This is a genomic window from Arthrobacter sp. C9C5, assembly GCF_013359735.1.
Classification (GTDB): domain Bacteria; phylum Actinomycetota; class Actinomycetes; order Actinomycetales; family Micrococcaceae; genus Arthrobacter.
Genome location: NZ_JABFMX010000025.1, coordinates 1 through 26,608 on the forward strand (window position 1 = coordinate 1; position 26,608 = coordinate 26,608).

Here is a 26,608-nt window from a genome sequence, read left to right on the forward strand (position 1 = left end):
GCTCCCCGGGAGTCGGAACTGAATTTCTCAGTCCAACTTCCGGGGAGCAGTTCAGAAGCGGCCGGGGCCTTTTGCTTGGAACGTTATCGCTTGGCGCCTAGACGCTCGGAGCGATTTCCGGGATGCGCGGCTTGGCGTTGCCGGCGAAGGTGAACTTCGCGTCGTCGCCTTCGCCTTCCACGTCCACCACCACGATGTCGCCGGCGTGCAGTTCGCCGAAGAGGATCTTCTCGGAGAGCTGGTCCTCGATCTCGCGCTGGATGGTGCGGCGCAGCGGCCGGGCACCCATCGCCGGGTCGTAACCACGGGTGGCCAGCAGCACCTTGGCCGCGGGCGTGAGCTCGATGCCCATGTCCTTGTCCTTGAGGCGCTTCTCCAGGCGGGTGACGAACAGGTCCACGATCTCGATGATCTCGTCCTGGGTCAGCTGCGGGAACACCACCACGTCGTCGACACGGTTCAGGAACTCGGGGCGGAAGTGCTGCTTGAGCTCCTCCGTGACCCGGGCGCGCATCCGGTTGTAGCCGGTCTGCGTGTCCGTCCCGGACTGGAAGCCGGTGGCGACGCTCTTGGAGATGTCCCGGGTGCCGAGGTTCGTGGTCATGATGATCACGGTGTTCTTGAAGTCCACCACGCGGCCCTGCGAGTCGGTCAGGCGGCCGTCTTCCAGGATCTGCAGCAGCGAGTTGAAGAGGTCGGCGTGTGCCTTCTCCACTTCGTCGAACAGCACCACCGAGAACGGCCGGCGCCGGACCTTCTCGGTCAGCTGGCCGCCTTCCTCGTAGCCCACGTAGCCCGGAGGGGCACCGAAGAGCCGGGAGACGGTGTGCTTTTCCGAGTACTCGGACATGTCCAGCGTGATCAGCGCGTCTTCCTCGCCGAACAGGAACTCCGCGAGTGCCTTGGCCAGCTCGGTCTTGCCGACGCCGGTGGGGCCGGCGAAGATGAACGAGCCGCCCGGACGCTTCGGATCCTTCAGGCCTGCACGGGTACGGCGGATTGCCTGGGACAGGGCCTTGATGGCCTCGTTCTGGCCGACCACGCGCTTGTGCAGTTCGTCTTCCATCTTCAGCAGGCGCGAGGATTCTTCCTCGGTCAGCTTGAAGACCGGGATGCCGGTGGAGTTCGCCAGCACCTCGGCGATGAGATCCTCATCCACCTCGGAGATGTCGTCCATGCCGCCGGTCTTCCACTGGCGTTCCTTCTCGGCGCGCTCGGCAATGAGCTTCTGCTCCTTGTCGCGCAGCGAGGCGGCGCCTTCGAAGTCCTGCGCGTCGATCGCGGATTCCTTCTCGAGCTTCATGGCCGCGATCTTCTCGTCCATGACCTTGAGCTCCGGCGGGGCGGTCATGCGGCGGATGCGCAGCCGGGCGCCGGCTTCATCGATCAGGTCGATCGCCTTGTCCGGCAGGAAGCGGTCCGAGATGTAGCGCTCGGAGAGGCTGGCCGCCGAGGCGAGGGCGCCGTCGGTGATCGTGACGCGGTGGTGCGCCTCGTAGCGGTCACGCAGGCCCTTGAGGATCTCGATCGCGTCGGCGACGGAGGGCTCCTTGACCTGGATCGGCTGGAAGCGGCGCTCCAGGGCGGCATCCTTCTCGATGTGCTTGCGGTACTCATCCAGCGTGGTCGCACCGATGGTCTGGAGCTCGCCGCGGGCCAGCATGGGCTTCAGGATCGAGGCCGCATCGATGGCGCCTTCGGCGGCACCGGCACCCACCAGGGTGTGGATCTCGTCGATGAACAGGATGATGTCGCCGCGGGTGCGGATCTCCTTAAGCACCTTCTTCAGGCGCTCTTCGAAGTCACCGCGGTAGCGGGAGCCGGCCACCAGGGACCCGAGGTCCAGGGTGTACAGCTGCTTGTCCTTGATGGTCTCCGGCACGTCGCCGCGGACGATCGCCTGGGCCAGGCCCTCGACGACGGCGGTCTTGCCGACGCCGGGCTCGCCGATCAGCACCGGGTTGTTCTTGGTGCGGCGGGAAAGGACCTGCATGACGCGTTCCATTTCCTGCTCGCGGCCGATCACCGGGTCCAGCTTGTTCTCGCGTGCGGCCTGGGTCAGGTTGCGCCCGAACTGGTCGAGGACGACCGACCCTGCGGGGGTGCCTTCGGCCGGGCCCGAGCCAACGCCAGCACCGGTGGATTCTTTGCCCTGGTAGCCGGAGAGCAGCTGGATGACCTGCTGGCGGACGCGGTTCAGGTCCGCTCCGAGCTTGACCAGCACCTGGGCTGCCACACCTTCACCCTCGCGGATGAGGCCGAGCAGGATGTGCTCGGTGCCGATGTAGTTGTGGCCCAGCTGCAGGGCTTCGCGCAGCGAGAGCTCCAGCACCTTCTTGGCGCGCGGGGTGAAGGGGATGTGGCCGGACGGGGCCTGCTGGCCCTGGCCGATGATCTCCTGCACCTGCTCGCGGACGCCGTCGAGCGAGATGCTCAGGGACTCGAGGGCTTTGGCGGCAACACCTTCACCCTCATGGATCAGACCCAAGAGGATGTGTTCGGTGCCGATGTAATTGTGGTTCAGCATGCGTGCCTCTTCTTGGGCAAGCACAACTACGCGACGGGCACGGTCCGTAAATCGCTCAAACATTTCGCCACACTCCTAGCTACGACGTACTTTGATGCTACGTGGCGGAGTTCGAGATTTGTGGCTTGTTCGCCACGGGGGAAACCCGGACGGGTCCGGGGCGCCACCGCGGTGCCCGGATACCGGCCGGGCGGGGCCCTGACACGGCCCCCGGTCACGGCTGCGCTCCCGCCCGGTTACTTCTTCCGAAACCCTGCAGACACGGCGCGTCCTCGGCTTATGCAGGCATTTTCAGGAAGCAACCGGGCGGGAACGCACCGGCGCCGCCAGCACCAGCCGTCCGGACATGACAATGCCCCCGCCGCGGGGGCAGGGGCATGGTCGAAGGAAAGGGGCGAGCCGGCTCGCCCTTCCGGGAAGCAGGTACTAGGAATTTGCCTTTTGGTAGGCTTCCTGAATTTCGGCCTGGATACGGCCGCGGCTGTTTACCGCATAGCCGTTGTCCCGGGCCCACTGTCGAATCTGCGCCGAGTCCTGATTGCGGCCGCTCGAAACTTTAGTCCGGGTTGCCCGGCCGGTCGACGTCTTGCGCGCGTGGGCCACATACCGCTCGACGGCCGAGCGGAGTTCTGATGCATTGCCCGATGACAGGTCAATTTCATAACTGACGCCATCAAGGCCAAACCGGACAGTTTCGTCCGCGGATCCCCCATCCAGATCATCAACAAGGATGATTTTAACTTTCTGTGCCATAAAAACTCTCTTTTCAAAAGGTCGAGTATTTAGAAAAGCAGGATGTATCTGAAAAAAGTATCCATCCTTTTATGGCCGGGAGTCAAAGCGGAAAAGCCCTTCCAAAGAAAATCCACAGGAAGGAATAGCCCCCGCTTTTAGCGTTGTTCGGGGGAATGCCCGGTCCCGGGAGCGGGATCTCGCTCCGGACCGCGGGCTGCCGCCTCCGCCTGCGCGCGGGCTTCGGCCTGGCGCTCGGATTTGTCGGCATTGAAGATTGCCTTCATCGCGAACCAGAAGATGAGCCCGACCACCACGGACGGGAGCAGGACGGCAATGTATTCCATGATCAGTGGCCTTCGGGCTTCAGCAGCGGGAAGAGGATGGTCTCGCGGATGCCGGCGCCGGTGAAGAGCATGACCAGCCGGTCGATGCCCAGTCCGATGCCGCCCATCGGCGGGGCGCCGTACTCGAGGGCGCGGAGGAAGTCCTCGTCCAGCTGCATGGCTTCGACGTCGCCGGCGGCGGAACGGCGCGACTGCTCGGTGAGGCGTTCGCGCTGGATGACCGGGTCGATCAGTTCGGAGAAGGCGGTGCCGCGCTCCATCCCGCCGATGATCAGGTCCCACGCTTCGATCAGCCGGTTGTCTTCGCGGTGGTGGCGGGCCAGCGGCTGCGCGGAGGGCGGGTAGTCATAGACGAAAGTCGGGTTGAGCAGGGTCGGTTCGACCAGCTCGCCGAAGAGCTCGACCACGAGCTTCTCGGCGTCCCAGGCCGCGTCGACCTTGACCTCGTGCTTGGCGGCGATGGCCAGCAGTTCCTCGACGGGGGTTTCCGGGGTGATGTCCTGGCCCACGAAGTCGGAGAGGCCCGGGTACACGGCCATCCAGGCCCAGTCGCCGTCGAGGTTGATCTCGCCGGCCTCGGTCTGCAGCACGCGGCCCACCCCGGCGGCGTCGGCGGCGTCCAGGATGATCTCCTTGATGCGGTCCGCCATGACGAACTGGTCGGCCCAGGCCTCGTAGCTCTCCAGCGTGGTGAATTCGGGGCTGTGGGTCGAGTCCACGCCCTCGTTGCGGAAGACCCGGCCCATGTCATAGACCCGGTCGATGCCGCCGACCACCGTGCGCTTGAGGTACAGCTCGGTGGCGATCCGCAGCGTCATCTTCTGGTCGAAGGCGTTCATGTGGGTCTCGAAGGGACGGGCCGTGGCGCCGCCGTGCACCAGCTGCAGCATCGGCGTCTCCACCTCGACGTAGCCCTGGCGGTGCAGGGTTTCGCGGATGGAACGCGTGATCGCGGCCCGGGTGTAGACCATTTCGCGGGCCTCGTCGCGGACGATCAGGTCCACGTAGCGCTGGCGGACGCGGGTTTCCTCGTTGAGCTCCGCGTGCAGCACGGGCAGCGGCCGCAGCGCCTTGGACGCCATGGACCAGGATTCGGCCATCACGGAGAGCTCCCCGCGGCGCGAGGAGATGACCTCGCCCTTGATGAAGACGTGGTCGCCCAGGTCCACGAGGGACTTCCAGTCCGCGAGCGCTTCCTCGCCGATGTTGGCCAGGCTGAGCATGACCTGCAGCCGGACGGCTTTGCCGTCGAGGCCGCCCTCCTGGAGGGTGGCGAAGCAGAGCTTGCCGGTGTTGCGGATGAAGACAATGCGGCCGGTCACGCCGACGACGTCGCCGGTCGTCTCGTCGGCCACGAGGTGCGCGTACTTTTCGCGGATCTCCGTCAGTGAGTGCGTGCGCTCGACTCCCACCGGGTACGCCTCGATGCCACGTTCGATCAGCTTGGCGCGCTTTTCCATGCGGACCAGCGTCTGTTCGCTGGCGTCGGAGTGCTCGGCGGTGTTCGGGGCGGGGGTGTTTTGGGAAGTCACAATCCCCAAGTTTACCGGGCATCCGGCCCCCTCCGGTGCGGGCGGCCCGGGAGTGGACCGGGAATACACTCACAGCTATGGAGACGTGGACGATTCGGACCGACGACGGCGAGGGGCACCTCGAGCTGCACACCTTCCGGCCCAGCGCGGAAGCGGCCCCGGAGGGCGCCCCGGCGGCAGCGCCGGAAGCCGCCCCGGGGGCAGCGCCGGAGCCAGCAGACGGGGCGCCCGGGGACACGCCTGCGGCGGCGGGCGGCGTCGTTCTGGTGCATGGGACCTTGGTCACGGACGCCCTGTACCGCTCGTTCGCCCGGAGCCTGGGCCGGCTGTTGGGCCGCCCGGTGCACTGTTACAACCGCCGCGGCCGGGCCGGGTCCTCACCGCAGCCCGCGGACTACTCGGCGGCCACGGAGGTGGCCGACCTCGCCGCCGTGCTGCGGCAGACCGGCTCAACGGACGTGTTCGCGCACAGCTACGGCGGCTTCGTGGCGCTGCAGGCCGCACGCAGCGTGCCGATCCGCCGCCTGGTGACCTACGACGCGGCCGTGTCCCTCGCCGGGAACCTGACCGGCCGCTGGCGCCCGGAACTGGAGCGATCGGTGGCGGCCGGTGAACTGGACCACGCGTGGGCCCACCTGGTCCAGGGGCTGGAAACTGCCGGTCCCGTGTCGAAACTGCCGCTCGGCGCCCTGCGCATGCTCAGCATCCTCTCGGCCCGGACCAGCCTGGGCGCGGAGATGCGGGAACTGCTGCCCACGGCCGTGAAGGAGATGCGCGCCGTGCTGGCCGCGGACGCCGAGCTCGACGACTTCGCCGGCATCACCATGCCCACGCTGATGCTCACCGGCGGCTGGAGCCCGGACTACTTCGCCGAAACCGGGCGGCAGCTCGCGGCGGCGGTGCCGGCAATCGAGTTCGCCGTGGTGCCGGGCCAGCTGCACGAGGGACCGATCCGTCCCGGTAACCGCCGGCTGGCGCTGATTGCTGCCAGGTTCCTGCTCGGCGGCGACGCGGTTCCGGCGCGGCTCCGGGTCCGGCGGCGGCTGCGGCCGGCCCGCTGACTTCTGGCACTAGAATCGGGGGCGACCTAAGTCGAAAGGACCCCCTTGGCCAAGCTCTACTTCCGTTACGGCGCGATGAACTCCGGCAAGTCGACGGGCCTGCTGCAGGCCGCGTTCAACTACGAGGAGCGAGGCCAGCGGGTGGTGCTCGCCAAGCCGGACATCGACACCAAGGGCGATGCCGACGTCGTGTCCCGGCTGGGGATGACCCGCTCGGTGGACTTCCTGATCCCTGCCGGGGCGTCCGCCCGGAAGCTGTTCGCGGCGCACGCCCACGGGGATGACCCCGACGCGCTGCTGCAGCACGTGGACACGCCCCCCGTGGCCTGCCTGCTGGTGGACGAGGCCCAGTTCCTCGAGCCGGAGCAGGTAGATGACCTTTTCCGCATCGCCGTGCTGGACAACGTTCCCGTGCTCGCCTACGGCATCCGCACCGACTTCCGGACCCGCGCCTTCCCCGGCTCGCTCCGGCTCCTGGAAATCGCGCACACCCTGGAGGAGCTCAAGACCATCTGCCGGTGCGGCCGCAAGGCCATCTTCAACACCCGGCGGATCGGCGATCAGGTGGTGTTCGACGGCGACCAGGTGGCCATCGACGGGCAGGACGCCTGGTACGAGTCGCTCTGCGGCTCCTGCTACCTCGAGATCTCCGGCGGCCGCCTGGGCAGCTGACGGCACCCCTGCTGTGCGGTTCCGGGCGCCTCGGCTAGGCTCGGAGCATGACCCGCGAGAACATCAGAACCCCCGACGGCGGAACCCTTGAGCTTTTCAGCACGGGCGCGGAGCTTGCCGCGGCGGGTTCCGGCGTCGTCGTCGTGCCGGCTTCGATGGTGACGGCGGCGGACTACACCCGCTTCGCGCAGAAGCTCAGCGCCGCCCTGGGCCGGCCGGTGCACACCTTCAACCGCCGCGGCCGCGGCTCGTCCTCCCCGCAGCCGGAGGACTACACGCTGGACGTGGACATCCGCGACCTGGACGCCGTGATGAAGCACACCGCCAGTACCGACGTCTTCGGGCACAGCTTCGGCGGCGCGGTGGCGCTGCATGCCGCACGCACCCTGCCGGTGGAGCGCCTTGCCGTGTACGACCCGGCCGTTTCGGTGAACCACAGCGTCACGGCGGACTGGACCGCCGAGTACGAGCGCCTGACGGCCGCGGGCGACGACGACCGCGCCCTGGCCGTGCTGGTCCGCGGCCTGGAGACCGGAAGCGCGCTGTCCCGGATGCCGCTGTCCATGCTGACGCTGGCGAACAAGCTCACCGCCGGCACGCCCGTCGGCAAGCAGTTGCGCGAGCTGATGAAGACCGGCGTCCGCGAGATCAAGGCGATCATCGCCGCCGACATGCCGGCCGAACCGTTCCTGGAGCTGCCGCTGGAGACGCTGATCATCGTGGGCGAGAAGAGCCCGGCGTACTTCGGCGTGGCCTGCGGGCAGATCCACGACGTGCTCTCGGGCTCCAGCTACACCATCCTGCCGGGCATGGGCCACGACGGCGTCAACAAGGCGCCGGACAAGCTCATCGCCGAACTCAGCGAGTTCTTCGCCGGCTAGAACCTGCCGGGTCAGTGGGCCGCCGGGCCGGCCGCGCCTTCAGTCTTGCGCATCAGCACGGACAGCACGACGGCGGCGAGGGCGATGGCGGCCGCGGTCAGGAACGCCGCGTGCATTCCGGCGACCATGCCGGACCCCGCCGAGACGACCGCGTAGATCGAGACCAGCAGCGCCGTGCCGGCCGCGCCCGCGACCTGCTGCAGGGTGCTCATGATGGCCGAGCCGTGGGAGTACAGGTGCGGCGGCAACGGGTTCAGCCCCGTGGTGAACGCGGGCGTGAACAGCAGCGCCAGGCCCAGGCTCAGAGCCACATGCAGCGCGATGATCCAGCCGACCGGCGTCTGGGCGTCCAGCCGGGAGAACTGCCAGAGCGAAAGCACCATCAGGACCGATCCCGTCACGGTCAGCGGCAACGGGCCGAACTTGTCGAAAAGCCGGCCGATGACCGGGCCCAGCAGGCCCATCGCGAGGCCGCCCGGCAGCAGGGCGAGGCCGGTTTCCAGCGACTTCAGGCCGCGGACTTCCTGCAGGTACAGGGGCAGCAGGATCACGGCGCCGAACAGGGCAATCATCGCGACCACGAGCAGCAGCACGGACACGGTGAACATCCGGAAATTGAAGGCGCGCAGATCCAGCAGCGGCGCGTCGGACTTCTGCAGCCTGAGCTGGCGCAGGACGAAAGCGAGCAGGGCCACGACGCCGACGGCGAGCGCCGCCACGGCCGGGGTGGCGGGGCCTCCCGCACCGCCGCCGATCTGGCTCAGTCCGTACACGACGCCGCCGAAGGCCGGGACGGTCAGGACGACGGACAGCGCATCGAGCCGGGTCTTCTCGTTTTCGCCGATGTTCCTCAGGAACCTGGCGCCGATGCCGAACGCGAGCAGGGCGATCGGGAGGACGAACACGAACATGAACCGCCAGGAGAAGTGCTGCAGGATCAGCCCGGAAACCGTCGGTCCCATGGCCGGCGCCACCGAGATCGCGATGCTCACGTTGCCCATCACGGCGCCGCGGCGTGAGACCGGGACCAGGGTCAGGATGGTGGTCATCAGCAGTGGAAGCATGATGGCGGTGCCGCCGGCCTGGATGATTCTGGCCAGGAGCAGGATTTCGAAACCGGGCGCGAGGGCTGCCAGCAGGGTGCCCGCGGAAAACAGCCCCATCGCCAGCATGAAGACCGCCCGGGTGGAGAGTCGCTGCAGGATGAAGCCCGTGGTGGGAATGACCACCGCCATGGTCAGCATGAAGCCGGTGGACAGCCACTGCACGGTGGGTGCATCGACCCGCAGGTCCACCATCAGCCGCTGCAGGGCCACGTTCATGATGGTCTCGTTAAGGATCACCACGAAGGTGGCTACCAGCAGGGTGGCGATGATGGTGACGGACTCCCGGGACAGCTTCTCCGGACCGGCCGCCGGGGCCTGCGCGCGCTGCGACGGTGCCTCCGCGCGCTGGTCGGGCGACGGGGGCACGACGGCGGTCCGGGGCGGCGGCGCCAGGCCCTCGTGGACGTTGGAAGGGGCATCTGCTGGCATGGGGATTCCCTCAGGGAGTTGAAGTGGGTTTCGGCGCACGTGGTCGCCACTACGAATACCAACCCGACGCCCGCAGCGGTAATTCCCGCAGGCGGGAAGAAGTTGCTCCGGATTCGCAGCGGGTCGGGGCGGCCGGGACGGGAGCGCCACTGCCCGCGGCGGAAACCCTCCCCGGGGCCTTTGGCCCCTACCCGCTTTCCGGCGGCGGGCGTTGGCTGGTACACGGGCCGCGGCTCCCCTCCGGGACGCCCGTTCCCTCCGATTCATGCCACGAGAGGATCTTCCATGGGCCACATCAAGCTCGACACGCAGATCGACGCGCCGGTCGGGCGCGTCACCGAAATCGCCGTCGACCCGTATCACTGGGCTTCCTGGTGGGTTAATCTCAGCGAGCCGAAGAAAGTCGAAGGCGACGGCCGGGCCGGGACCGTCGTCGAGCACAGCTACCTGATGGCCGGGGTTCCGTTCCCGGTCACCACGCGCGTGCTGGAAAACGAGCCGACCGCCAGCGGCGGCCAGCACGTCCGGCTCGAATTCGACGGCCCGCTCAAGGGATGGCAGACCTGGGACTACGAGCCCTCCGGAACCGGCACCAGGGTCACCGCGGAAATCGAGTACAACGTCCCGGGCGCGGCGATCGGGAAGTTCGCCGACCGGGTGCTGGTGGAACGGCTGCAGGAGCGGGCCAGGGAACAGACCCTGGCGAACCTCAAACTGATGGCCGAAACCGGGAAGGGCTAGGAGTCCAGCGGCACGTTGTCGATCAGCCGGACCGGACCGACCTTGGCCGCGATGAGAACCAGTCCTTCGCCGCGGAACGGGGTCTCGCGGCAGTTCTCCGCGAGCGGCTCCAGGGTGCGCGGGTCCACCACGTCGAAGTAGTCCAGCTCCACGAGGGGCTGGGATTCCACGAGCGCCCGGGCGGAGTCCAGGTCCAGGGGTTCGTGGGCGTTGGCGCGCTCCTCGACCAGCCGCAGCGCCCGGGAGAGCACCAGGGCGGCCTCGCGTTCCTCGGCCGAGAGGAAGCGGTTCCGGCTGGAGAGCGCCAGCCCGTCCGGGGACCGCACGATCGGCACCGGGACGATCTCCACCGGGAAGTTCAGGTCCGCCACCATCCGCTGGACCAGGGTCAGCTGCTGGGCGTCCTTTTGGCCGAAATAAGCGCGGTAGGTGCCCTGGCCCAAGCCGGGCAGGCCGTAGTGCAGCAGCTTCGCCACCACCGTCAGGGCGCCGTCGAAGTGCCCGGGCCGGGAGGCTCCTTCCCACTTGTCGGCCAGCACGCCGGCGGTGATCCGCACCAGGGGTTCGCCGCCGGGATACACCTCCTCGACCGCCGGCGCGAAGGCGAGGTCGACGCCTTCGGCCTCGAGCAGGGCCAAATCCGCCTCCAGCGTCCGCGGGTAGCGGTCAAGGTCCACCGCCTCGCCGAACTGCAGCGGATTGACGAAGATACTGGCGACCACGACGTCGTTTTCGGCGACGGCGGTGCGCGCCAGCTGGGCGTGCCCTTCGTGCAGGGCGCCCATCGTGGGCACGAGCCCCTGCGAGGTGCCGCGCTTTTCGGTGAGCAGTCGCGCGCTTTCGGTGCGCAGCTGCGCAGCCGTGGTCACCAACTGGATTGGCATCTCAGGGTCCTTCCTCAGGAATCGGGCCGCCGGCGTCGGGGGTCTCGAGCGCCTGCCTGATGCCGTCGATTTGCTCCGGCTTCAACAGCCCGCGGCTACCCGCACGGCGGGCCGTTGCCCGGGCCATGGCCAGGTACGCCTCCAGAATATCGCCGCCGGAGCCGCCGTCGAGTTCGCGCAGGGCCTCCGAGTGCGCGGCGACAGTTCCCACGTCCCCGCGCGCCACCGGACCAGTCAGCGCCGACTCTCCCGAGGCGAGGGCGTTTTCCAGGCTGGCGCGCAGCAGGGGGCCGAGCATGCGTTCCGGCGCCTCGACGCCCACTTCGCGCAGCAGTTCGGAGGCCTGCGCCACGAGGGTGACCAGGTGGTTCGAGCCGTGCGCCAGGGCCGCGTGGTACAGCGTGCGGTCAGCCTCGGCGATCGCGACCGGCTCGGCGCCCATCTCCACCACGAGGGCCTGCGCGATCGGCAGCATGGCCGGGTCGGCCGTCACGCCGAAGCTGCAGTCCAGCAGCCGGGTCAGGTCCAGGCTCATGCCGGTGAAGGTCATGGCGGGGTGCAGCGCCAGCGGGATGGCGCCCGCGGCGCGGACCGGGCGCAGGATGCCGACGCCGAAACGACCGGAGGTGTGGGCAACAAGCTGCCCGGGCTGCCAGGCGCCAAGCTTCGCGAGGCCCTCCACTAGCGGGCCGAGGGCGTCATCCGGGACGGCCAGCAGCACCAGTTCGGCGCGTTCCACGATGTCCTGCACCTCGAGGATGGGGACGCCGGGCAGCAGGGTTTCCGCGCGTTCCCGGCTCGCGTCCGAGACGGCGGAGATCCCGACGACGGCGTGCTCGGCGGCGCGCAACGCCGCCCCCAGGACGGCCCCCACCTTGCCGGCTCCGATGATTCCGACGCCGAGGCGTCCTGGCTTAGCCATGCTGTGGCCCTTCCTTTGGTGCGTGTACGAGGTGGTCGGCCGGGTCGAGCCAGTGTTCGCTGGTCTGCCGTTTCCGCGCGGTCCGGGCGCGGGCCGCCTGCGCGTCCAGCAAGGCCCTTCCTTCGTCGAGGCCGGCCTGGATCAGCCGCGGCGCGATGGGCCCGGCGGTGGTGTGCAGGACCAGGTCCGCCACCCGGAAGCGCCGGGCAAGCGGGCCCTGCTGCAGCGCGATCGACTGGGTGCGCTGGTGCGGGACCAGTACCAGGTGGCGCCACCAGCGGCCGGAGCGGATCAGCAGTGCGGTGTCCGTGGCGGTGAAGCCGTTGCGCCGCCAGCCCAGCGGGGCGAGCAGGCGGGCACGCCGCGGCGTGGTGACGAAGCCGCCGTCGTCCGGGGCGGCGGGGGCGGCGGAACGGCCGGGCCCGCCGGCGGGTGCCAGCCCGTTCAGCCCCGCGATGAAGACGCGTGCAGGGTCCGGGGTGCCGGGGTCGGGCAGGACCAGCGAAAGCATGGCGAACACCTCTGCCAGCGTTCCTACGGGCAGCAGGGTGGTCCGGGCCGAGCCCTCGCCGTTGCTGCCAGCCGTACCGTAGCCGGCCATGTTGACCTGCATCCGGTACCAGCCGAAGACCCGCCAGAGCGGCGGCTGGCTGACGCGCACGGCCTGGATCCGCCCCGGCGGCAGGGTCTGGGCCTGGGTGTCCAGCAGGCCGTAGCGGAGCCGGATACCGTCCGGGGAGATGGCGGCGGTGAAGTTGTAGCCCTTGTTGAAGGAGTTCCAGTACGCCGCCGCCAGGCCCAGGCCGGCCGGGATCAGGTAGAAATAGAAGCTGCGGTTCTCGGTGACGGCGGAGAGCAGCACCGAGGCCACGGCGCCGAGGACGATGACGACGCTTTGCTCGCTCAGCACCAGCGACCCCGCCAGGCGCGACGGCGGCACGGTGAGCACGGCGTGCTCCGGCGCCTCCTCCGCGACGGCCGCCTGCTGCGCCGGCGCCAGCCCCGGTGCCGTCGCCGGCGTCCCGCTTACGGCGCCGGAGGCGCGGGCAAGGATGGTCGCGCGGAGCTGGCGGGCCTCGTCCACGCGCAGGTAGGCCAGGTGCACCGCGGACTGGCCGGCGTCGGCGACCTCGAACCTGAGCTCTGCGAGCCCGAAAATCCGTGCCAGCAGGGGCTGCACGACGTCGATTGCCTGGACCCGGTCCAGCCTGGCCTGGCGCTGCTGCTTGAACAGGAACCCGGTGTTGACCCGCACGTACCCGTCAGCCACCTGGTACCGGGTGAAGTACCAGCTCAGCACGAAGCCGAGCACGGTCAGCAGCAGCACCGTGCCGCCGCCAAGCAGCAGCCACGGTGCCCGGCCGGCGAGCCGTTCGTCAATCACGGGTCCGCCCTGGAGCAGGCGTTCAAAGGCATCGCGTCCAAAGAAGAAGAACATCGCGGCCAGCGCCACCCAGCCCCGAACGAACGGCGATGCCGGGTGCACGCGCCGCCAGCTGTCACCGGCGGCCGTCACAGCCCGGCCAGGCGGGCCTCGCCGCGGGCGGACAGCTGTTCGCGGAGCCTCGCCCCCTCCCCCGCGGGCAGGCCGGGGATCTCCGCGCTGGTGCCGGCCGAGGCGGTGTGAAGCTTCAGGGTGCACAGGCCAAGGCTGCGCTCCACCGGGCCGGCCCCGATGTCGACATACTGCATCCGGCCATACGGCACCACCAGGACGCGCTGGAAGAAGATGCCCCGGCGGATCAGCAGGTCGTCCTCGCGTTCGGCGTAACCGATGGACCGCACCTGGCGCGGAATGAGCACGAGCCGCCAAAGGGCCAGCACGAACGCCGCAGCGGGCACGGCGGCGGCGAGCCAGAGCGGAGGCCACTCCCAGGCGCCGTTCAGGACCAGCACGAGGGGCAGGGACAGGACTACGACGGCGGCCAGGTTGGCCAGCGCCCAGCCCACCAGCCGGACCGTCACGTACCGGGGAGACACCCGCCGCCAGGCCAGCCCCGGCGGGTCAATCGCCTCGGTATGCATACTCGCCTTCAGCCTTGGGTTTGCCGCGCTTGCCCTGCAGTCCGGGGGTCCCCTCGGCGTCGCCGTCCTCGGGCGGGATGCGGCAGAAGCGTTCCACCACCAGGCCCACCACCACCATCACGAGGCCCCCGCCGGCCATGGACAGCGTCTCCCAGGTGATGGACTGACCGCTGCGCACGGACCAAAGCCTCAGCTGGTCCAGGAAGATTCCGGCGTGCCAGCCCAGCAGCACGGTCCCGGTGTAGGCGCAGGCCTGGGCGAGGACCAGGGTCCACGCGGCCAGGATCGGGTTGAGCATTTTCTTCTTCTTGCCGTTGCGCCAGCGCAGCACACGGATGCCAAGGATCAGGGTGAGGGCCACGATCACGCCCATGGTGAGCAGGCCGGTCAGCGGCAGCACCGGGGTCTGGAGGCTGTACCGTCCGGAAATCAGGGCGGCAAGCCAGCCCAGGACGGCGAGCGCGACAGCAATGACGAGGAGAAGGAGCGGACTGATCGGCTTCATGGGGTCTCCACCGGTGCGGCTCCGGCCGCGCCCTTGAGGTCTTCGAAGCCGTCGAACGGCGCGAGGTCAGGGAAGTCGGCGGCCTTGGCGGCCAGCTCGCCCACCCGTTCGCCGTTGAGCTCGGCCGCGGGGTCGATCAGGGACCAGGGGTAGAGCACGAAGGCGCGCTCCGCGGCGCGCGGATGCGGCAGCGTCAGGTCAGGGTCGGAGCTCACCAGGTCGCCGTAGGTGATGATGTCCACGTCGAGGGTGCGCGGACCCCAGCGGACTTCACGGACCCGCAGGTGCTTCTGTTCCACCGCGTGGCAGTGCCGCAGCAGTTCCTCCGGGGACAGCGAGGTTTCCACGGCGATGACCATGTTCAGGAAGTCCGGCTGGTCCGGCGGTCCGCCTACGGCCTTGGTCTGCACGATCGGCGAGATGGCCAGCAGCCGTACCTCCGGCGGGTCAACGAGGTCGGCGACGGCGGCGGAGAGCGTGTCGTTGCGCTCTCCCAGGTTGCTGCCGAGAGCGATTACGGCGCGGGTGTAGGGCGCTGTGTGGGGGCTCATTGCCGGTCCCGGTGGACGCTGACGGACACATCGCCGAAGTCGACCTCGATCGGGGCCTTGGGCTTGTGCACGGTGATGTCGACGGCGGCTACCGGGAAGCGCAGCAGCAGGTCGTCGGCGATCCGCACGGCGAGGGCTTCGATCAGGTTCAGCGGCGTGCCGGTGATCCAGCCGCGGATGCACTCGGCCACTTCGCCGTAATGCGCGGTGTCCCGCACGTCGTCACTGGCGGCGGCCTGGCTGAAGTCGAGGTGCAGCACGGCGTCGACGACAAACGGCTGGCCGTCCCGGCGTTCGAAATCGAACACTCCGTGATGCCCGACGGCGGTGACGCCGCTCAGCGTGATCCGGTCCATGGGGCGGCCGTCTCAGCCGTTGCCGGGCACGGCCGGCGCCGATTCGGTGCGCGGACCCGGGGCGATGCGGGCGGCGACCTTGACGGCGTCGAGGCTGGGGCCGACGTCGTGCACGCGGACCGCCCAGGCGCCGCGGAAGGCGCTGATGGCGGTGACGGCGGCGGTGGCGGCGTCCCGCTCCTGGGGCGCCGCGGCCTTGCCGGCGACAGTCAGGAGGCTGCCCAGGAACCGTTTCCGGGACGCGGCGACCAGGACTTTGTGGCCCATGGCCTGCAGCACGTCGAGGTTTTGCAGGAGCTCCCAGTTCTGCGATTCATTCTTGGCGAAGCCCAGGCCCGGGTCCAGGATGATCTGCTCCGGCGAGGCCCCGGCGGCGTACAGCTTGTCCCGCACGCCGGCGAGCTCGGCGGCGACGTCCCGGGCCACGTTGACGTAGTCGGTCAGCGAGTCCATGGTGCTCGCGTCGCCGCGGCGGTGGGTGAGGACGTAGGGGGCCTTGCTCCGGGCCACCAGCTCAACCATCTCCGGCTCGATCGTGAGGCCGGAGACGTCGTTGATGATCGTGGCGCCGGCGGCCAGCGCGGCCTCGGCGGTGGCGGCGTGCGTGGTGTCGATGCTGACCAGGGCGCCGGCCTTGACCAGCGCCTCGATCACGGGCAGTACCCGCCGCTTTTCCTCCTCGACGCTGACTTCCGCGGCGCCGGGTCGGGTGGATTCCCCGCCGACGTCGATGACGTCTGCGCCGGCGTAATACATCCGCAGGCCGGCGGCGACCGCGGTGTCCGCCGTCGCGTGCCGGCCGCCGTCGCTGAACGAATCCGGGGTGACGTTCAGGATCCCCATCACGAGCGTGCGGTCCGTCGGCAGGTCCTTGAAGCTAGCAGCCGGGCGCGGCTTGCGCAGCACGGGCAGCGGCGAGGTGGCAGGTCCTGTTCCAGGGGCTGCGGCTAGGGAATCCATAGTCTGTTTTTGTTACCTTCCAAGGATGAGGCTCATGGCTTCGGCGCGGGTGGCCGGGTCATGCAGTTGCCCGCGGACCGCGCTGGTGACGGTCTTCGCGCCGGGCTTGCGGATGCCGCGCATCGACATGCAAAGGTGTTCGCATTCGACGACGACGATCGCGCCGCGCGGCTTGAGGTGCGTGACGAGGGCTTCGACAATCTGCGTGGTCAGCCGTTCCTGCACTTGCGGGCGGCGGGCGAACATGTCCACCAGCCGAGCCAGCTTGCTCAGCCCGGTGACCTTGCCGTCGTGCGAGGGGATGTAGCCGACGTGGGCCACCCCGTGGAACGGCACCAGGTGGTGCTCGCAGGTTGAGTAGAACGGGATGTCCTTGACCAGTACCAGTTCTTCGTGGTCCAGGTCGAAGGTGGTGGCGAGGATTTCCGCCGGGTCGTGGTGAAGGCCGGCAAACATCTCCGCGTAGGCCTTGGCCACCCGTTTGGGGGTGTCCAGCAGTCCGCTGCGGTCCGGGTCCTCGCCGATGGCGATCAGGATCTCGCGCACCGCCGCCTGGATCCGCGGGCGGTCCACCTTGGTTCCGTGCTGGCCCGCGGCCTCCGCCGGCTCTCCCGCGGGGAGGGAGCCGGCGGTGGCGGGAACGTCGTCGTCGTCGAAGTAGGAAGTCACAGAAGAAGCCTAGCCGGGATGGACGTCGGGCCCGAGATCCGTGACGCCTTCCTGGAAGGACTCCTGCCCGGGCACGCCTTGGGCGTGCGGCGGCCGGGTATCGAGCGGCTCCTCGAGCCGGGCTTCCTTGGCTTCTTCCTGGGCTTCGCGCTCGGCCTTTTCACGGCGGGACTCCACCGGGCCGACGGCCTGGATCGGCCGGCTCTCCTTGGAGAGCCAGATCTCGCGGAAATCGCGCTTGCGGATATTCGTGAAGACCTGGGCGATCTCGCTCTGGTTCAGGGTTTCACGTTCCAGCAGTTCCAGCGCGAGCTGGTCCAGGACGTCGCGGTTCTCGGTCAGGATCGCGTAGGCCTCGTCGTGCGCGCCCTCGATCAGGCGGCGTACTTCCTCGTCCACGACGTAGGCGATCTGGTCCGAGTAGTTGCGCTCGTGGCCGGCATCGCGGCCCAGGAACGGCTCGCCGCCGCCCTGTCCGAGGCGCACCGCGCCGACGCGTTCACTCATGCCGAACTCGGTGACCATCTTGCGCGCGATCCCGGTGGCCTTTTCGATGTCGTTCGAGGCGCCGGTGGAGGGGTCGTGGAAGACGAGTTCCTCGGCCACCCGGCCGCCCATGGCGTAGGCCATCTGGTCCAGCAGTTCGTTGCGGGTCACGGAGTACTTGTCGTTCTCCGGAACCACCATGGTGTAGCCCAGGGCGCGGCCGCGCGGCAGGATGGTGATCTTGGTGACCGGGGCCGAGTTGCGCAGTGCCGCCGCCACCAGGGCGTGGCCGCCCTCGTGGTACGCGGTGACCTTGCGCTCGTGTTCCTTCATGACCCGGCTGCGCTTCTGCGGACCGGCCATCACACGGTCGATTGCCTCGTCGAGCGCGCGGTCATCGATCAGGTTGGCATTGGAGCGGGCCGTCAGCAGCGCGGCTTCGTTGAGCACGTTCGCGAGGTCCGCGCCGGTGTAGCCGGGCGTCTTCTTCGCGACGGCCTTGAGGTCGACGCCGGGAGCCATCGGCTTGCCCTTCGCGTGCACCTTCAGGATCTGGTCGCGGCCGATCAGGTCCGGGGCCTCGACCGAGATCTGGCGGTCGAAGCGGCCCGGGCGGAGCAGGGCGGGATCGAGCACGTCGGGGCGGTTGGTGGCCGCGATCAGGATGACGTTGGTCTTGACGTCGAAGCCGTCCATTTCGACCAGGAGCTGGTTGAGGGTCTGCTCGCGCTCGTCGTTGCCGCCGCCGATGCCGGCGCCGCGGTGCCGGCCGACGGCGTCGATCTCGTCCACGAAGATGATGGCCGGCGCGTTGGCCTTGGCCTGTTCGAACAGGTCGCGGACGCGGGAGGCGCCCACACCGACGAACATTTCCACGAAGTCGGAACCGGAGATGGAGAAGAAGGGAACGCCGGCCTCGCCGGCGACCGCGCGGGCCAGGAGGGTCTTGCCGGTACCGGGAGGGCCGTACAGCAGCACGCCCTTGGGGATCTTGGCGCCGACGGCCTGGAACTTGGCGGGTTCCTGGAGGAATTCCTTGATCTCTTCGAGTTCCTCGACGGCTTCGTCGGCGCCGGCGACGTCGCTGAACGTGACCTGGGGCATGTCCTTGTTGACCATCTTGGCTTTGGACTTGCCGAACTGCATGACCTTGGAGCCGCCGCCCTGCATCCGGGACAGCAGGAACCAGAAGAGCACACCCAGCAGCAGCACCGGGACGAGCAGGGAGAACAGGCCGGAGAACCAGTTGCTTTCAACCGGCTGGTCGGTGAAGCCGCTCGGCGGCTTCGACGCGGTCACGGCCTTGACGACGTCCGCCGCGCGGGCGTTGACGTAGTAGAACTGGACGTTCTTGCCCTTGTCCTGGCCGTCAATCTGGATATCGTTTTTCAGGACCAGGTCCACGCGGTTCTCGGCGTCGAAAATCTTGGCCTGCTCGACCTTGTCGCTGTCGGCCAGCAGGGCCAGGCCCCGGTCCGTGTCGATCCGGACGGAGCCGCCCGGGGCCAGGGTGGCAAAGGCCAGCAGGAGCATGCCGATAACAACGACAATCCAGATGCCCGGGCCCTTGAAGAAACTCTTAGCTTTCATCTGATCGGGGGCTGGCCCCGTCCCTCCTGGTAGTGCTGCACGGCGACCGTTCTGCGCGCGTGTGGTGCTGCGTCAGGTTATAGCTATACACCGTCGCAGTAACTCACGCACGGTCAGGGCTAAAAGTTCCCTGTCGGCGTAGCGGAAGGCCGTGCGGGCGCAGACCAGACTCAGCGGTGGAGCCGGAGGGAAGCCGCCGGTGCAGTCTCCGGGTTACTCGTAGACGTGCGGTGCCAGCGTGCCCACGAAGTCCAGGTTGCGGTACTTCTCGGCGTAGTCCAGGCCGTAGCCGACGACGAATTCGTTCGGGATGTCATAGCCGACGTACTTGACGTCGATCTGGACTTTGGCGGCGGTGGGCTTGCGGAACGCGGTGCAGATCTCCACCGAGGCCGGGCCGCGGGACTCCAGGTTGGTCTTGAGCCAGGAGAGCGTGAGGCCGGAGTCGATGATGTCTTCGACGATCAGGACGTCCTTGCCCATCAGGTCGGTGTCGAGGTCCTTGAGGATGCGGACCACGCCGGAGGACTGCGTGCCGGAGCCGTAGGAGGAGACGGCCATCCAGTCCATCGAGACGTGGCTGTGCAGCGCGCGGGCCAGGTCGGCCATGACCATGACCGCACCCTTGAGCACACCGACGATCAGCAGATCGCGGCCTTCGTAGTCCTTGTCGATCTGGGCAGCGAGTTCAGTGATCCGGGTCTGGATCTGCTCCTTGGAGTAGAGAACGTGCTTGAGGTCTGCCTGGACGTCGTTTGAATCCACCAATGGCTCCTGTGTAGATGCGGGTGCGACTATTCTTGGGGCGGTTTTTGAGGCCGGAATACAAGCTTCCCACAGCGGGCGCCCTCCCGGGGAACGCCGGCGGGGGCGGACTGCTCGGCCGCGGACAGCTGGGCGAGGGAGAGCCGGTAGACGCTCACGCCGCCGGGCAGCTCCACCGGTCCTGCGGATCCCTGCCGGCGCAGCAGCGCTTCGGCGGCCAGCAGCCGCTGGTAGCTGGGCTGTTGGCCCCCGACGGCGGCGGCGGCCTTGGCGATCACCCGGAACCTGATGGCCGGCGCCAGTTCGCGCAGCGCGGCCTCGGGCAGGCTGAGGTCCTGGCTGAGCTCCGTGCCGGTGCGCTCCTGCAGGCGGGCAAAGGTGTCGTTGGCCACATCCTCGAGGTAGTCGGCGTCGAGCTGCAGGATGGCCGCCGTCCTGGCCAGCGACTCGGCAACCCCCGGGCCGAGCTTCTCCTCCAGCATCGGCAGCACCTCCACCCGGGTCCGGGACCGGGCGAAGGCGGGGTCCTCGTTGCTCGGGTCGTGCCACGGGTCCAGCCCCTCGACGGCGCAAATTTCCAGGGTGTCGGCCCGTCGCAGGCCCAGGAACGGCCGCAGCAGGCGGCCGCGGGCCGGCCGCATCCCGGCGAGCGAGCGGGTGCCGGAGCCGCGCGCCAGTCCCAGCAGGACCTGTTCGGCCTGGTCGTCCAGGGTGTGGCCCAGCAGGACGGCAGCGGCGCCGGTATCGTCAGCGGCGGCTTCGAGGGCGGCGTGCCGGGCGTCCCGCGCGGCGGCTTCCGGGCCCATCCCGGTGTGGGCAACGTCGACGGTACGGAGCTGGACGGGCGCGAGTCCCAGCTCCCGCAGCGCCGCCGCTGTCGCCGCGGCCACCTCCGCTGACCCGGCCTGCAGCTGGTGGTCCACGACGACGGCGCCGACGGAGACCGGGTGGCCGTCAACGTGGCCGCGGCGGCCAAAGTAGGCCGCGACGGCGGCAAGCGCCAGCGAATCCGGGCCGCCGCTGCAGGCCACCAGCACCCGCTCGGGGTAGCCGGCGTCGGCGAGGGCGTCCTGCAGCATCTTCCGCGCCTTGCCGACGACGGGCGCCAGCCGGCCGGGCCGTCGTCGTCCGCCGGAAGCCGCCGGGAGATCCGAGTGGGTTGGGGAAGGCACCTGGACTAGAGCCCCATCCGGTTAAGCCACAGCTTGGAGTCGTGGATTTCGGGCTCGGTGGGGAGGTGGTCGGCGGACTCCCAGACCTTATTGAAGCCCTGCATTCCGGCGGCGTCGACCACTTCGCGGACAAACTTCGAGCCATCGCTGTACTGCCGCATCTTCGCGTCCAGCCCGAGCAGGCTGCGGATGAACTTCTCGATGACGCCGCGGTCCGTGCCGCGGGCGTTGAAGCGCTGCCGGATGGTCTTGACCGAGGGGACGATGCTGGCGTCCACCGCATCCATGACCACGTTGGCGTGGCCTTCCAGCAGGCTCATGACGGCGGTCAGGTGTGAGATCGCCGCCCGTTCCGCGGGGTCCTGCAGAAGGTCCAGGATTGCCCCGCGGCCGGGGGCGGCGCCCGAGCCGGCCCGGTCCTTGAGGGCCTTCGCGGCCGCCGCGGCACGTTCCATGATCGAGTCGACGTTGCCCAGCAGGTGTTCGCTGAGGTCCTCGATTTGTTCCAGCATGTGGTGGCGCAGCCAGGGCGCGGCGGCGAACTGCACGCGGTGGGTCTGCTCGTGCAGGCACACCCAGAGCCGGAAGTCCTCGGGCGCGACGTTGAGCTCACGTTCCACGGAGATGATATTTGGCGCCACCAGCAGCAGCCGGCCCGCAGCGGGGGCGGTGGAATTCTCCGCCAGCGCCGAGAACGGGTCGTACTGGCCCAGGACCTTGCTGGAGAGGAACGCCAGGATCGCACCCAGCTGGCCGCCGGTGATCGCGCCGCCGACGCTCGCGGCGCCCGGGCTGACGGTCCCGCGGCGGCTTTCGAGCATTTTCTCGATGGCGGGCTGCAGCATCACGGCGAAGCTCTGCGTGTTCGCCTTCGCCCACGAGGCGCGGTCCACCACCAGGACGGAGGAGTCCCGCAGGTCGCGGGCGGCCTCGAGCCCGGTGATGTCATGCACATGGGGGACGGAGATGTCCGCCATCAGGCGCAGGTTCTCGACGGCGGCGCCGATCTCCGCGGAACCCAGCGACGGCCCGGCCGGGGTGAGGCGAGCGGCCGTGGACGCGGCGAGCTCCCAGTTGATCAGGGCCTGGGCTGGTGTCTGGCTTGGTGCCTGGGCAGATGTCTCGCGCGAAGAGGACTCCATAGCCCCATCAGATCACAGCGGAGCGGCGACGCGCCTTAAATTCGTCGGGCGGCGAACAGGCAGCCGGGACCCGCCTCAGCGGCAGCCGCAGGCGGCCAGGACCGAGGCTGTCCGGTCCAGGGCGGCCTTGTTGCCGGCCGCGCCGGGCGTCAGGCCGTTGCCGATGAAGGAGAAGACCAGCAGCCGGCCGTCGGCGTCCACGACGTAGCCGCTGAGTGCGATCACCGTGTTGAGCGTTCCGGTCTTGGCGCGGACCAGGCCAGCACCCCGCGAAGTGCTGGTGTCCATGTACCGGCTGCCGAGCGTTCCGGTCAGCCCGGCCACCGGAAAACCGGCCAGGGCGGAGCGGAGGCGGGTGTCCGTGCCGGTGGTCATGGCGCGGATCACGGCGGAGAGCTGCCGCGCCGAGACCTTGTTGTCCAGGGTCAGCCCGGCCAGGTCGGCGGCCCGGAGGGTGGCCGAAGGGATTTTCAGCTCCTCAAGCTGCTGCAGCACGGCGGCGACGGCGCCGTCGTTGCTGGCGGGTTTGCCGCTTGCCACCGCCACCATCCGGCCCATGACCTCGGTGAGGTAGTTATCCGAGGTGCGCAGCAGCAGGTCCACCTGCTGGCTGACGGTGGCGGACTGGACTTCGGCGAGGAGCTTGCCTGACTGTCCGCCGGCGTCCGCGGCGGGCTTCCGCCCGGCCGGCAGCCTTGCGACGCCGGGCGCCACGGTGAGTCCCGCGGCGGCGCCGGCGGCCGAGAGCCGGTCCGCGAAGGCCTCGGCGGCCGTCATGGCGGCGTCGCGGGGGCGGGGTCCGGTGGTGACGGCTGGGTCGAAGCGGGCCGAGTTCAGGGCCAGCGGAAACAGCGGCGCCACTTCGCCGGCCGCCACGTCGTCCGGGCTCCAGGCCGGGCTCAGGGACGGTCCGCTGAAGAGGGAATCATCCAGCAGTACGGTCACCCGACCGGCCATGCCGGCCTTCCGCAGTGCACGGACCGTGGACTGCGCGAGGGTGGCGAGCCCGGCGTGCCCCAGGACGGCATCCGGTGCGGACTCGCCCGCACCCAGCAGCACGTCTCCGCCGCCGGTCAGGACGACGGTGCCGCGCGTGGGTCCGGCCACCACCTTGGTGCTGAAGCGCCGGTCCGGGCCGAGGGTGCGCAGCGCGGCGGCGGCGGTGAGGAGCTTAATGTTGGAAGCGGGGGCGCGGACCTCGTCGGCGGCCCGGTCGAAGAGCACCTTGCCGGTGAGGGCGTCCTGGACCACTCCGCTGAAGGACCCGGCGCCGTCGGTCTTCAGGGTGGCGGTGAGCTGGGCGGCAACGGTGGCGGCATCCGGCACCGGCGCATCGGCGCTGAGCGGCCGCATGCCTCCGGCGGTTCCCGACCCGGCGCCGGGAACACTGAGGGTGGCGGGCAACTGCTGCCACGGGCCTGCCGCGGCGGGTTCCGGGGGGAGGGCCGGGCCGCGGAATCCGGGACTGACCGCCAGGCCTGCGGGGACGGCGAGCGCCATGACCAGGAGGGTCAGGAGCAGCATCGGGATGATCCGCCCGAACCTTCCGGGCGCCGGAGCCGTACCCTCACGGCTCGTTCTGCGTTTCATGCTGCTATTGGTCCTTTAGTCCCGAAATGTCCCCACTAGTTCCTGAAACCAGGGCCTGTCGCTATATCCTCAATAATAGTCGGCGGCACCGGCGGTCCTTTTTCTGGGCGCCACGTGTGCCGCGCACCCCCTGAATCCGTCGAGGAGCATTCCATGAAGCATGACGTGACCATCGAGATCCCCAAGGGATCACGCGTCAAGTACGAAGTCGACCACGAGACCGGCCGCGTCCGCCTGGACCGCGTCCTGTTCACCTCCATGCAGTACCCCACGCACTACGGCTTCTTCGAGAACACCCTGGGCGAGGACGGCGACCCGCTGGACGCGCTGGTGCTCCTGCAGGACTTCGATCTGCACCCCGGCGTGATCGTCGAGGCCCGCCCGATCGGCGTCTTCAACATGACCGACGACGGCGGCGGGGACGCCAAGGTCCTCTGCGTGCCGGCCGATCCGCGCTTCGACCACATCAACGAGATCAGCGACGTCAGCGAATTCCTGATCAAGGAGATCGAGCACTTCTTCACCCGCTACAAGGACCTCGAGCCCGGCAAGTGGGTCAAGGCCGAGGGCTGGGGCGACCGCGCCGCGGCCGAAGCCGAACTCGAAGCGTCGATCAAGCGCTTCGTCCCCGGCGCCGGACACTAGTCCCCCGCCCGCGTCCCTCCGGGCGCGAACGTACACTTGAGGCCCCGAATCTTCGGATTTTGGGGCCTCAAGTGTACGTTCGCGCTTAGCCAGCCGTGGGTCAGGAAAGTGTGAAATCGTTGGTTCATGCATGCCGAACCAACCTTTAGCCCTCCCTGCGGCCCGGTCACCGGGTGGCGGGACGGCGACGTGGTGCGTGCCACGGGTATTCCGTACGCCACCGCGGCGCGTTTCCAGCCCCCGGCGGGTGTGCCCGACTGGAGCGAAACCCTCGCGGCCACGACCCTCTCCCCCGCCTGCCCGCAGGCGCCAGTCCCGTTCCTGGACGACATTCTTGGCACCCGCTACGGGGAACTCCCCGGCAGCGAGGACTGCCAGCGGCTCTCGATCACCATGCCGGAGGACCTGCACGACGGCGAACGCGTGCCGGTCATGGTCTGGCTGCACGGCGGCTCCTACACCTCCGGGTCCGGCGACCTGGCAATCTTCGACCCCAAGGCCCTCGTCGCCGAAAACCGCGTCATCGTGGTCTCCGTGACGTACCGTCTGGGCCTGTTCGGCTACCTGGCCACCGGCACCGGCCGGCCCGCCAACCTCGGCCTGCTGGACCAGCTCGAGGCGTTCCGCTGGGTGCAGCGCAACATCGGTGCCTTCGGCGGCGACCCGGGGAACGTCACGGCCTTCGGTCAATCTGCCGGCGGCGACGCCGTCGCCCACCTGATGGCGACACCGGAGGCCCCCGCCCTGTTCCAGCGCGCCATCATCCAGAGCGCGCCGCTGGGCATTACCCGCGGCCGGGACAAGATGAGCCGCGCCATGGGCGTCGCCGCGGAAGCCGTCACCGAAGACACCCCGGCGATGGAAGTCGTGGAGATCGAGGGGCACGTGTCGCAGGTGGCCCGGAAGTACGGGCTGATCGCGGCCATGCCCTTCGGCACCCAGTACGGGCATGCGCCCCTGCCGCCCGAGTCCGGCATCGAGGCCGCCTGGAACGCCACGGCACCCGGGATCGAGGTCCTGATCGGACACACCTCCGAGGAAGCCCGGATGTTCCTGCCGCGCAACCGGGCGGTCAGCCGCCTGGCCAAGGTCCCGGTGCTCGGGACCGCCGTCGTCAAGGCCATCAACTGGGCAGTGACCGAGGCGGTGTACGGCCGTTCCGCCAGGCGGTTTGCCCGGCGCCACGCCCGGGCAGGCGGCAGGGCGTACCGCTACGTGCTGTCCTGGGCCGCGCCGGGGAACTTTTACGGGGCCGCGCACACCGTGGACCTGCCGCTGCTGTTCGGCGACCGGCGGACCTGGGAAGGTGTGGGGCTGGTCGCCGGCGCCAGCTGGGAAGACATCAACGCCCAGGGCCGGGCCCTGCGTGCCGTGTGGGCCCGCTTCGCCTCGGGGAAGGGCCTGGAGAGCCGTGGTGGGATCCCCGGCGCGTTCCGGTACCGCGCTCTCTGAGCCACAGGAAGGGTTGATGCAATGTCCACGTCCCTGAGCACCCTGTCCGCCTCAGGCGGGCAGCGGATGTTGACCCTCGGCGTCGACCTCGCCGCGGCCACGAAGAAGACCGCGGCCGCCGTCGTCGAGTGGAACAACGGCACCGCCCGCCTGGCGCACCTGGCCCTCGGCGTCGACGACGACGAAATCGTGCGGCTCTTCGGCGCCGCGGATCTGGCCGGGATCGACTGCCCCGTGGGCTGGCCGGACGCCTTCCTGCCCTTCATTGCCGGGCACCTGGCCGGGGATCCGCACCCCGTGCTGGACCATGACGGAATCGAAGGCCGCCGGCTGCTGGCCTACCGGGACACCGACCGCTTCGTTACCGCCCGGACCGGGTTGATCCCGCTCAGCGTCTCAGCCGACCGGCTGGCGCACCCGGCGATGCGCTGCGCCGTCATCCAGGCCAAGATCGCCGTGGACCACGGTCCCCAGGCGCGGGACGGCAGCGGCCGGCTGGCCGAGGTCTACCCGGCGGCGTCGCTGAAGTCCTGGGGCCTGCTGGCCCGCGGCTACAAGGGGCGCGGCGGCGCGGAAACGCAGCGGCTGGGCGAGCTCCTTCGCGGGCTCAGGCAGGCCGCCCCGTGGCTGGATCTGGCCGGGCACGAGGAGCAGCTGGCCGGCTCGGACGATATGTTCGACGCCGTCATCGCGTCCCTCACCGCGCGGGCTGTGGCCCTCGGCGCGACCATCCGCCCCGACGCCGCGCACGCCCGGGCCGCCCGCACCGAGGGCTGGATCCATCTGCCCACCGGCGGGCTGTCCGCGCTCACCGGCACCGGCCCCTAGCGGGGGCCGCAGCCTGTAGACCGGCCACCGCGGGGCAG

The 26,608-nt window shown here is 69.3% G+C and carries 26 protein-coding genes; 7 read left to right on the top strand and 19 right to left on the bottom strand.

Translation table 11 applies throughout. The features are described from left to right. Positions 1-97 precede the first annotated feature (97 nt). The 4 genes from HNO80_RS16330 to lysS form a co-directional block, all read right to left on the bottom strand. Positions 98-2,590, bottom strand: a complete 2,493-nt coding sequence (locus HNO80_RS16330; RefSeq protein ID WP_175323907.1) for an ATP-dependent Clp protease ATP-binding subunit — start codon at positions 2,588-2,590, stop codon at positions 98-100. A gap of 363 nt (positions 2,591-2,953) precedes the next feature. Beyond that, positions 2,954-3,280 carry a histone-like nucleoid-structuring protein Lsr2 gene (locus HNO80_RS16335; RefSeq protein ID WP_175323908.1) on the bottom strand — a complete coding sequence of 109 codons (327 nt, stop codon included), beginning with the start codon at positions 3,278-3,280 and terminating at the stop codon, positions 2,954-2,956. A gap of 137 nt (positions 3,281-3,417) precedes the next feature. Next, complete coding sequence (locus tag HNO80_RS16340; RefSeq protein WP_175323909.1) at positions 3,418-3,606, bottom strand: hypothetical protein; 189 nt, start codon at positions 3,604-3,606, stop codon at positions 3,418-3,420. Between the two features lie 2 nt (positions 3,607-3,608). Then, positions 3,609-5,138 (bottom strand): lysine--tRNA ligase, encoded by a 1,530-nt coding sequence (lysS, locus tag HNO80_RS16345; protein ID WP_175323910.1) that lies wholly within the window; start codon positions 5,136-5,138, stop codon positions 3,609-3,611. Between the two features lie 77 nt (positions 5,139-5,215). Between lysS and HNO80_RS16350 the strand changes: the two genes are divergently transcribed. Genes HNO80_RS16350 through HNO80_RS16360 form a run of 3 tightly spaced genes read left to right on the top strand, consistent with a single transcriptional unit; the run spans position 5,216 to position 7,752 of the window. Continuing rightward, positions 5,216-6,199: an alpha/beta fold hydrolase gene (locus HNO80_RS16350; RefSeq protein ID WP_175323911.1), complete on the top strand. Its 984-nt coding sequence runs from the start codon at positions 5,216-5,218 to the stop codon at positions 6,197-6,199. A 45-nt stretch (positions 6,200-6,244) separates the two neighbouring features. Next, positions 6,245-6,871, top strand: a complete 627-nt coding sequence (locus tag HNO80_RS16355; RefSeq protein ID WP_175323912.1) for a thymidine kinase — start codon at positions 6,245-6,247, stop codon at positions 6,869-6,871. Positions 6,872-6,918: 47 nt separating this feature from the next. Further along, the gene (locus HNO80_RS16360; protein ID WP_175323913.1) at positions 6,919-7,752 is read left to right on the top strand and encodes an alpha/beta fold hydrolase; all 834 of its coding nucleotides are present in this window, start codon (positions 6,919-6,921) and stop codon (positions 7,750-7,752) included. A gap of 11 nt (positions 7,753-7,763) precedes the next feature. Here HNO80_RS16360 and HNO80_RS16365 read toward each other — a convergent pair whose 3' ends face one another. Then, positions 7,764-9,287, bottom strand: a complete 1,524-nt coding sequence (locus tag HNO80_RS16365; protein WP_175323914.1) for an MDR family MFS transporter — start codon at positions 9,285-9,287, stop codon at positions 7,764-7,766. Positions 9,288-9,572: 285 nt separating this feature from the next. Between HNO80_RS16365 and HNO80_RS16370 the strand changes: the two genes are divergently transcribed. Next, positions 9,573-10,028: an SRPBCC family protein gene (locus HNO80_RS16370; RefSeq protein ID WP_175323915.1), complete on the top strand. Its 456-nt coding sequence runs from the start codon at positions 9,573-9,575 to the stop codon at positions 10,026-10,028. Here the strand turns inward: HNO80_RS16370 and panC are convergent. The 14 genes from panC to dacB all read right to left on the bottom strand — a co-directional run bounded on the left by panC (position 10,025) and on the right by dacB (position 23,645). Beyond that, positions 10,025-10,912: a pantoate--beta-alanine ligase gene (gene panC, locus HNO80_RS16375; RefSeq protein WP_175323916.1), complete on the bottom strand. Its 888-nt coding sequence runs from the start codon at positions 10,910-10,912 to the stop codon at positions 10,025-10,027. The two genes, HNO80_RS16370 and panC, sit on opposite strands and share 4 nt — an antisense overlap. 1 nt (position 10,913) lies before the next feature. Continuing rightward, positions 10,914-11,834, bottom strand: coding sequence for a Rossmann-like and DUF2520 domain-containing protein (locus tag HNO80_RS16380; protein WP_175323917.1), 921 nt, complete (start codon positions 11,832-11,834; stop codon positions 10,914-10,916). Further along, positions 11,827-13,350 (bottom strand): PH domain-containing protein, encoded by a 1,524-nt coding sequence (locus tag HNO80_RS16385; protein ID WP_349627383.1) that lies wholly within the window; start codon positions 13,348-13,350, stop codon positions 11,827-11,829. The genes HNO80_RS16380 and HNO80_RS16385 overlap by 8 nt, the downstream gene beginning before the upstream one ends. After that, a complete protein-coding gene (locus HNO80_RS16390) occupies positions 13,347-13,859 on the bottom strand; it encodes a PH domain-containing protein (protein WP_175323918.1) in 513 nt (170 codons plus the stop codon). The genes HNO80_RS16385 and HNO80_RS16390 overlap by 4 nt, the downstream gene beginning before the upstream one ends. Beyond that, positions 13,840-14,364 (bottom strand): DUF3180 domain-containing protein, encoded by a 525-nt coding sequence (locus HNO80_RS16395; protein ID WP_175323919.1) that lies wholly within the window; start codon positions 14,362-14,364, stop codon positions 13,840-13,842. Before HNO80_RS16395 ends, HNO80_RS16390 begins: the two co-directional genes overlap by 20 nt. Beyond that, positions 14,361-14,915, bottom strand: a complete 555-nt coding sequence (gene folK, locus HNO80_RS16400) for a 2-amino-4-hydroxy-6-hydroxymethyldihydropteridine diphosphokinase (protein WP_175323920.1) — start codon at positions 14,913-14,915, stop codon at positions 14,361-14,363. Before folK ends, HNO80_RS16395 begins: the two co-directional genes overlap by 4 nt. Beyond that, positions 14,912-15,271: a dihydroneopterin aldolase gene (gene folB / locus HNO80_RS16405; RefSeq protein WP_175323921.1), complete on the bottom strand. Its 360-nt coding sequence runs from the start codon at positions 15,269-15,271 to the stop codon at positions 14,912-14,914. Before folB ends, folK begins: the two co-directional genes overlap by 4 nt. Positions 15,272-15,283: 12 nt before the next feature. Further along, the gene (gene folP, locus HNO80_RS16410; protein ID WP_175323922.1) at positions 15,284-16,231 is read right to left on the bottom strand and encodes a dihydropteroate synthase; all 948 of its coding nucleotides are present in this window, start codon (positions 16,229-16,231) and stop codon (positions 15,284-15,286) included. 12 nt (positions 16,232-16,243) lie between these two features. Continuing rightward, on the bottom strand, positions 16,244-16,900 hold the full coding sequence (gene folE / locus HNO80_RS16415) for a GTP cyclohydrolase I FolE (RefSeq protein WP_175323923.1): 657 nt from the start codon (positions 16,898-16,900) through the stop codon (positions 16,244-16,246). Positions 16,901-16,909: 9 nt separating this feature from the next. After that, positions 16,910-18,976: an ATP-dependent zinc metalloprotease FtsH gene (gene ftsH, locus HNO80_RS16420; RefSeq protein WP_175323924.1), complete on the bottom strand. Its 2,067-nt coding sequence runs from the start codon at positions 18,974-18,976 to the stop codon at positions 16,910-16,912. 213 nt (positions 18,977-19,189) lie between these two features. Beyond that, a complete protein-coding gene (hpt, locus tag HNO80_RS16425) occupies positions 19,190-19,741 on the bottom strand; it encodes a hypoxanthine phosphoribosyltransferase (RefSeq protein ID WP_146336115.1) in 552 nt (183 codons plus the stop codon). 29 nt (positions 19,742-19,770) lie between these two features. Further along, a complete protein-coding gene (tilS, locus tag HNO80_RS16430; RefSeq protein ID WP_175323949.1) occupies positions 19,771-20,820 on the bottom strand; it encodes a tRNA lysidine(34) synthetase TilS in 1,050 nt (349 codons plus the stop codon). A gap of 98 nt (positions 20,821-20,918) precedes the next feature. Beyond that, complete coding sequence (locus HNO80_RS16435) at positions 20,919-22,055, bottom strand: Rv3626c family coenzyme F420 biosynthesis-associated protein (protein WP_175323925.1); 1,137 nt, start codon at positions 22,053-22,055, stop codon at positions 20,919-20,921. Positions 22,056-22,130: 75 nt separating this feature from the next. After that, complete coding sequence (dacB, locus tag HNO80_RS16440) at positions 22,131-23,645, bottom strand: D-alanyl-D-alanine carboxypeptidase/D-alanyl-D-alanine endopeptidase (protein ID WP_175323926.1); 1,515 nt, start codon at positions 23,643-23,645, stop codon at positions 22,131-22,133. Between the two features lie 153 nt (positions 23,646-23,798). Between dacB and HNO80_RS16445 the strand changes: the two genes are divergently transcribed. The 3 genes from HNO80_RS16445 (at position 23,799) to HNO80_RS16455 (ending at position 26,570) form a co-directional block, all read left to right on the top strand. Then, positions 23,799-24,290, top strand: coding sequence for an inorganic diphosphatase (locus HNO80_RS16445; protein ID WP_175323927.1), 492 nt, complete (start codon positions 23,799-23,801; stop codon positions 24,288-24,290). A gap of 126 nt (positions 24,291-24,416) precedes the next feature. After that, on the top strand, positions 24,417-25,742 hold the full coding sequence (locus HNO80_RS16450; protein ID WP_175323928.1) for a carboxylesterase family protein: 1,326 nt from the start codon (positions 24,417-24,419) through the stop codon (positions 25,740-25,742). 66 nt (positions 25,743-25,808) lie between these two features. Continuing rightward, a complete protein-coding gene (locus HNO80_RS16455) occupies positions 25,809-26,570 on the top strand; it encodes a DUF429 domain-containing protein (RefSeq protein WP_175323950.1) in 762 nt (253 codons plus the stop codon). Positions 26,571-26,608 lie beyond the last annotated feature (38 nt).

Bases quoted from the DNA above. Each gene is read 5' to 3' on its own strand.
- HNO80_RS16335 (WP_175323908.1), bottom strand. From the start codon at position 3,280: ATGGCACAGAAAGTTAAAATCATCCTTGTTGATGATCTGGATGGGGGA.
- HNO80_RS16435 (WP_175323925.1), bottom strand. From the start codon at position 22,055: ATGGAGTCCTCTTCGCGCGAGACATCTGCCCAGGCACCAAGCCAGACA.
- panC (WP_175323916.1), bottom strand. From the start codon at position 10,912: ATGCCAATCCAGTTGGTGACCACGGCTGCGCAGCTGCGCACCGAAAGC.
- HNO80_RS16365 (WP_175323914.1), bottom strand. From the start codon at position 9,287: ATGCCAGCAGATGCCCCTTCCAACGTCCACGAGGGCCTGGCGCCGCCG.
- HNO80_RS16455 (WP_175323950.1), top strand. From the start codon at position 25,809: ATGTTGACCCTCGGCGTCGACCTCGCCGCGGCCACGAAGAAGACCGCG.
- HNO80_RS16450 (WP_175323928.1), top strand. From the start codon at position 24,417: ATGCATGCCGAACCAACCTTTAGCCCTCCCTGCGGCCCGGTCACCGGG.
- HNO80_RS16395 (WP_175323919.1), bottom strand. From the start codon at position 14,364: ATGAAGCCGATCAGTCCGCTCCTTCTCCTCGTCATTGCTGTCGCGCTC.
- ftsH (WP_175323924.1), bottom strand. From the start codon at position 18,976: ATGAAAGCTAAGAGTTTCTTCAAGGGCCCGGGCATCTGGATTGTCGTT.
- HNO80_RS16445 (WP_175323927.1), top strand. From the start codon at position 23,799: ATGAAGCATGACGTGACCATCGAGATCCCCAAGGGATCACGCGTCAAG.
- HNO80_RS16350 (WP_175323911.1), top strand. From the start codon at position 5,216: ATGGAGACGTGGACGATTCGGACCGACGACGGCGAGGGGCACCTCGAG.
- HNO80_RS16370 (WP_175323915.1), top strand. From the start codon at position 9,573: ATGGGCCACATCAAGCTCGACACGCAGATCGACGCGCCGGTCGGGCGC.
- HNO80_RS16390 (WP_175323918.1), bottom strand. From the start codon at position 13,859: ATGCATACCGAGGCGATTGACCCGCCGGGGCTGGCCTGGCGGCGGGTG.
- dacB (WP_175323926.1), bottom strand. From the start codon at position 23,645: ATGAAACGCAGAACGAGCCGTGAGGGTACGGCTCCGGCGCCCGGAAGG.
- HNO80_RS16340 (WP_175323909.1), bottom strand. From the start codon at position 3,606: ATGGAATACATTGCCGTCCTGCTCCCGTCCGTGGTGGTCGGGCTCATC.
- HNO80_RS16330 (WP_175323907.1), bottom strand. From the start codon at position 2,590: ATGTTTGAGCGATTTACGGACCGTGCCCGTCGCGTAGTTGTGCTTGCC.
- folK (WP_175323920.1), bottom strand. From the start codon at position 14,915: ATGAGCCCCCACACAGCGCCCTACACCCGCGCCGTAATCGCTCTCGGC.
- HNO80_RS16380 (WP_175323917.1), bottom strand. From the start codon at position 11,834: ATGGCTAAGCCAGGACGCCTCGGCGTCGGAATCATCGGAGCCGGCAAG.
- folB (WP_175323921.1), bottom strand. From the start codon at position 15,271: ATGGACCGGATCACGCTGAGCGGCGTCACCGCCGTCGGGCATCACGGA.
- HNO80_RS16360 (WP_175323913.1), top strand. From the start codon at position 6,919: ATGACCCGCGAGAACATCAGAACCCCCGACGGCGGAACCCTTGAGCTT.
- tilS (WP_175323949.1), bottom strand. From the start codon at position 20,820: ATGCTGCAGGACGCCCTCGCCGACGCCGGCTACCCCGAGCGGGTGCTG.
- folP (WP_175323922.1), bottom strand. From the start codon at position 16,231: ATGGATTCCCTAGCCGCAGCCCCTGGAACAGGACCTGCCACCTCGCCG.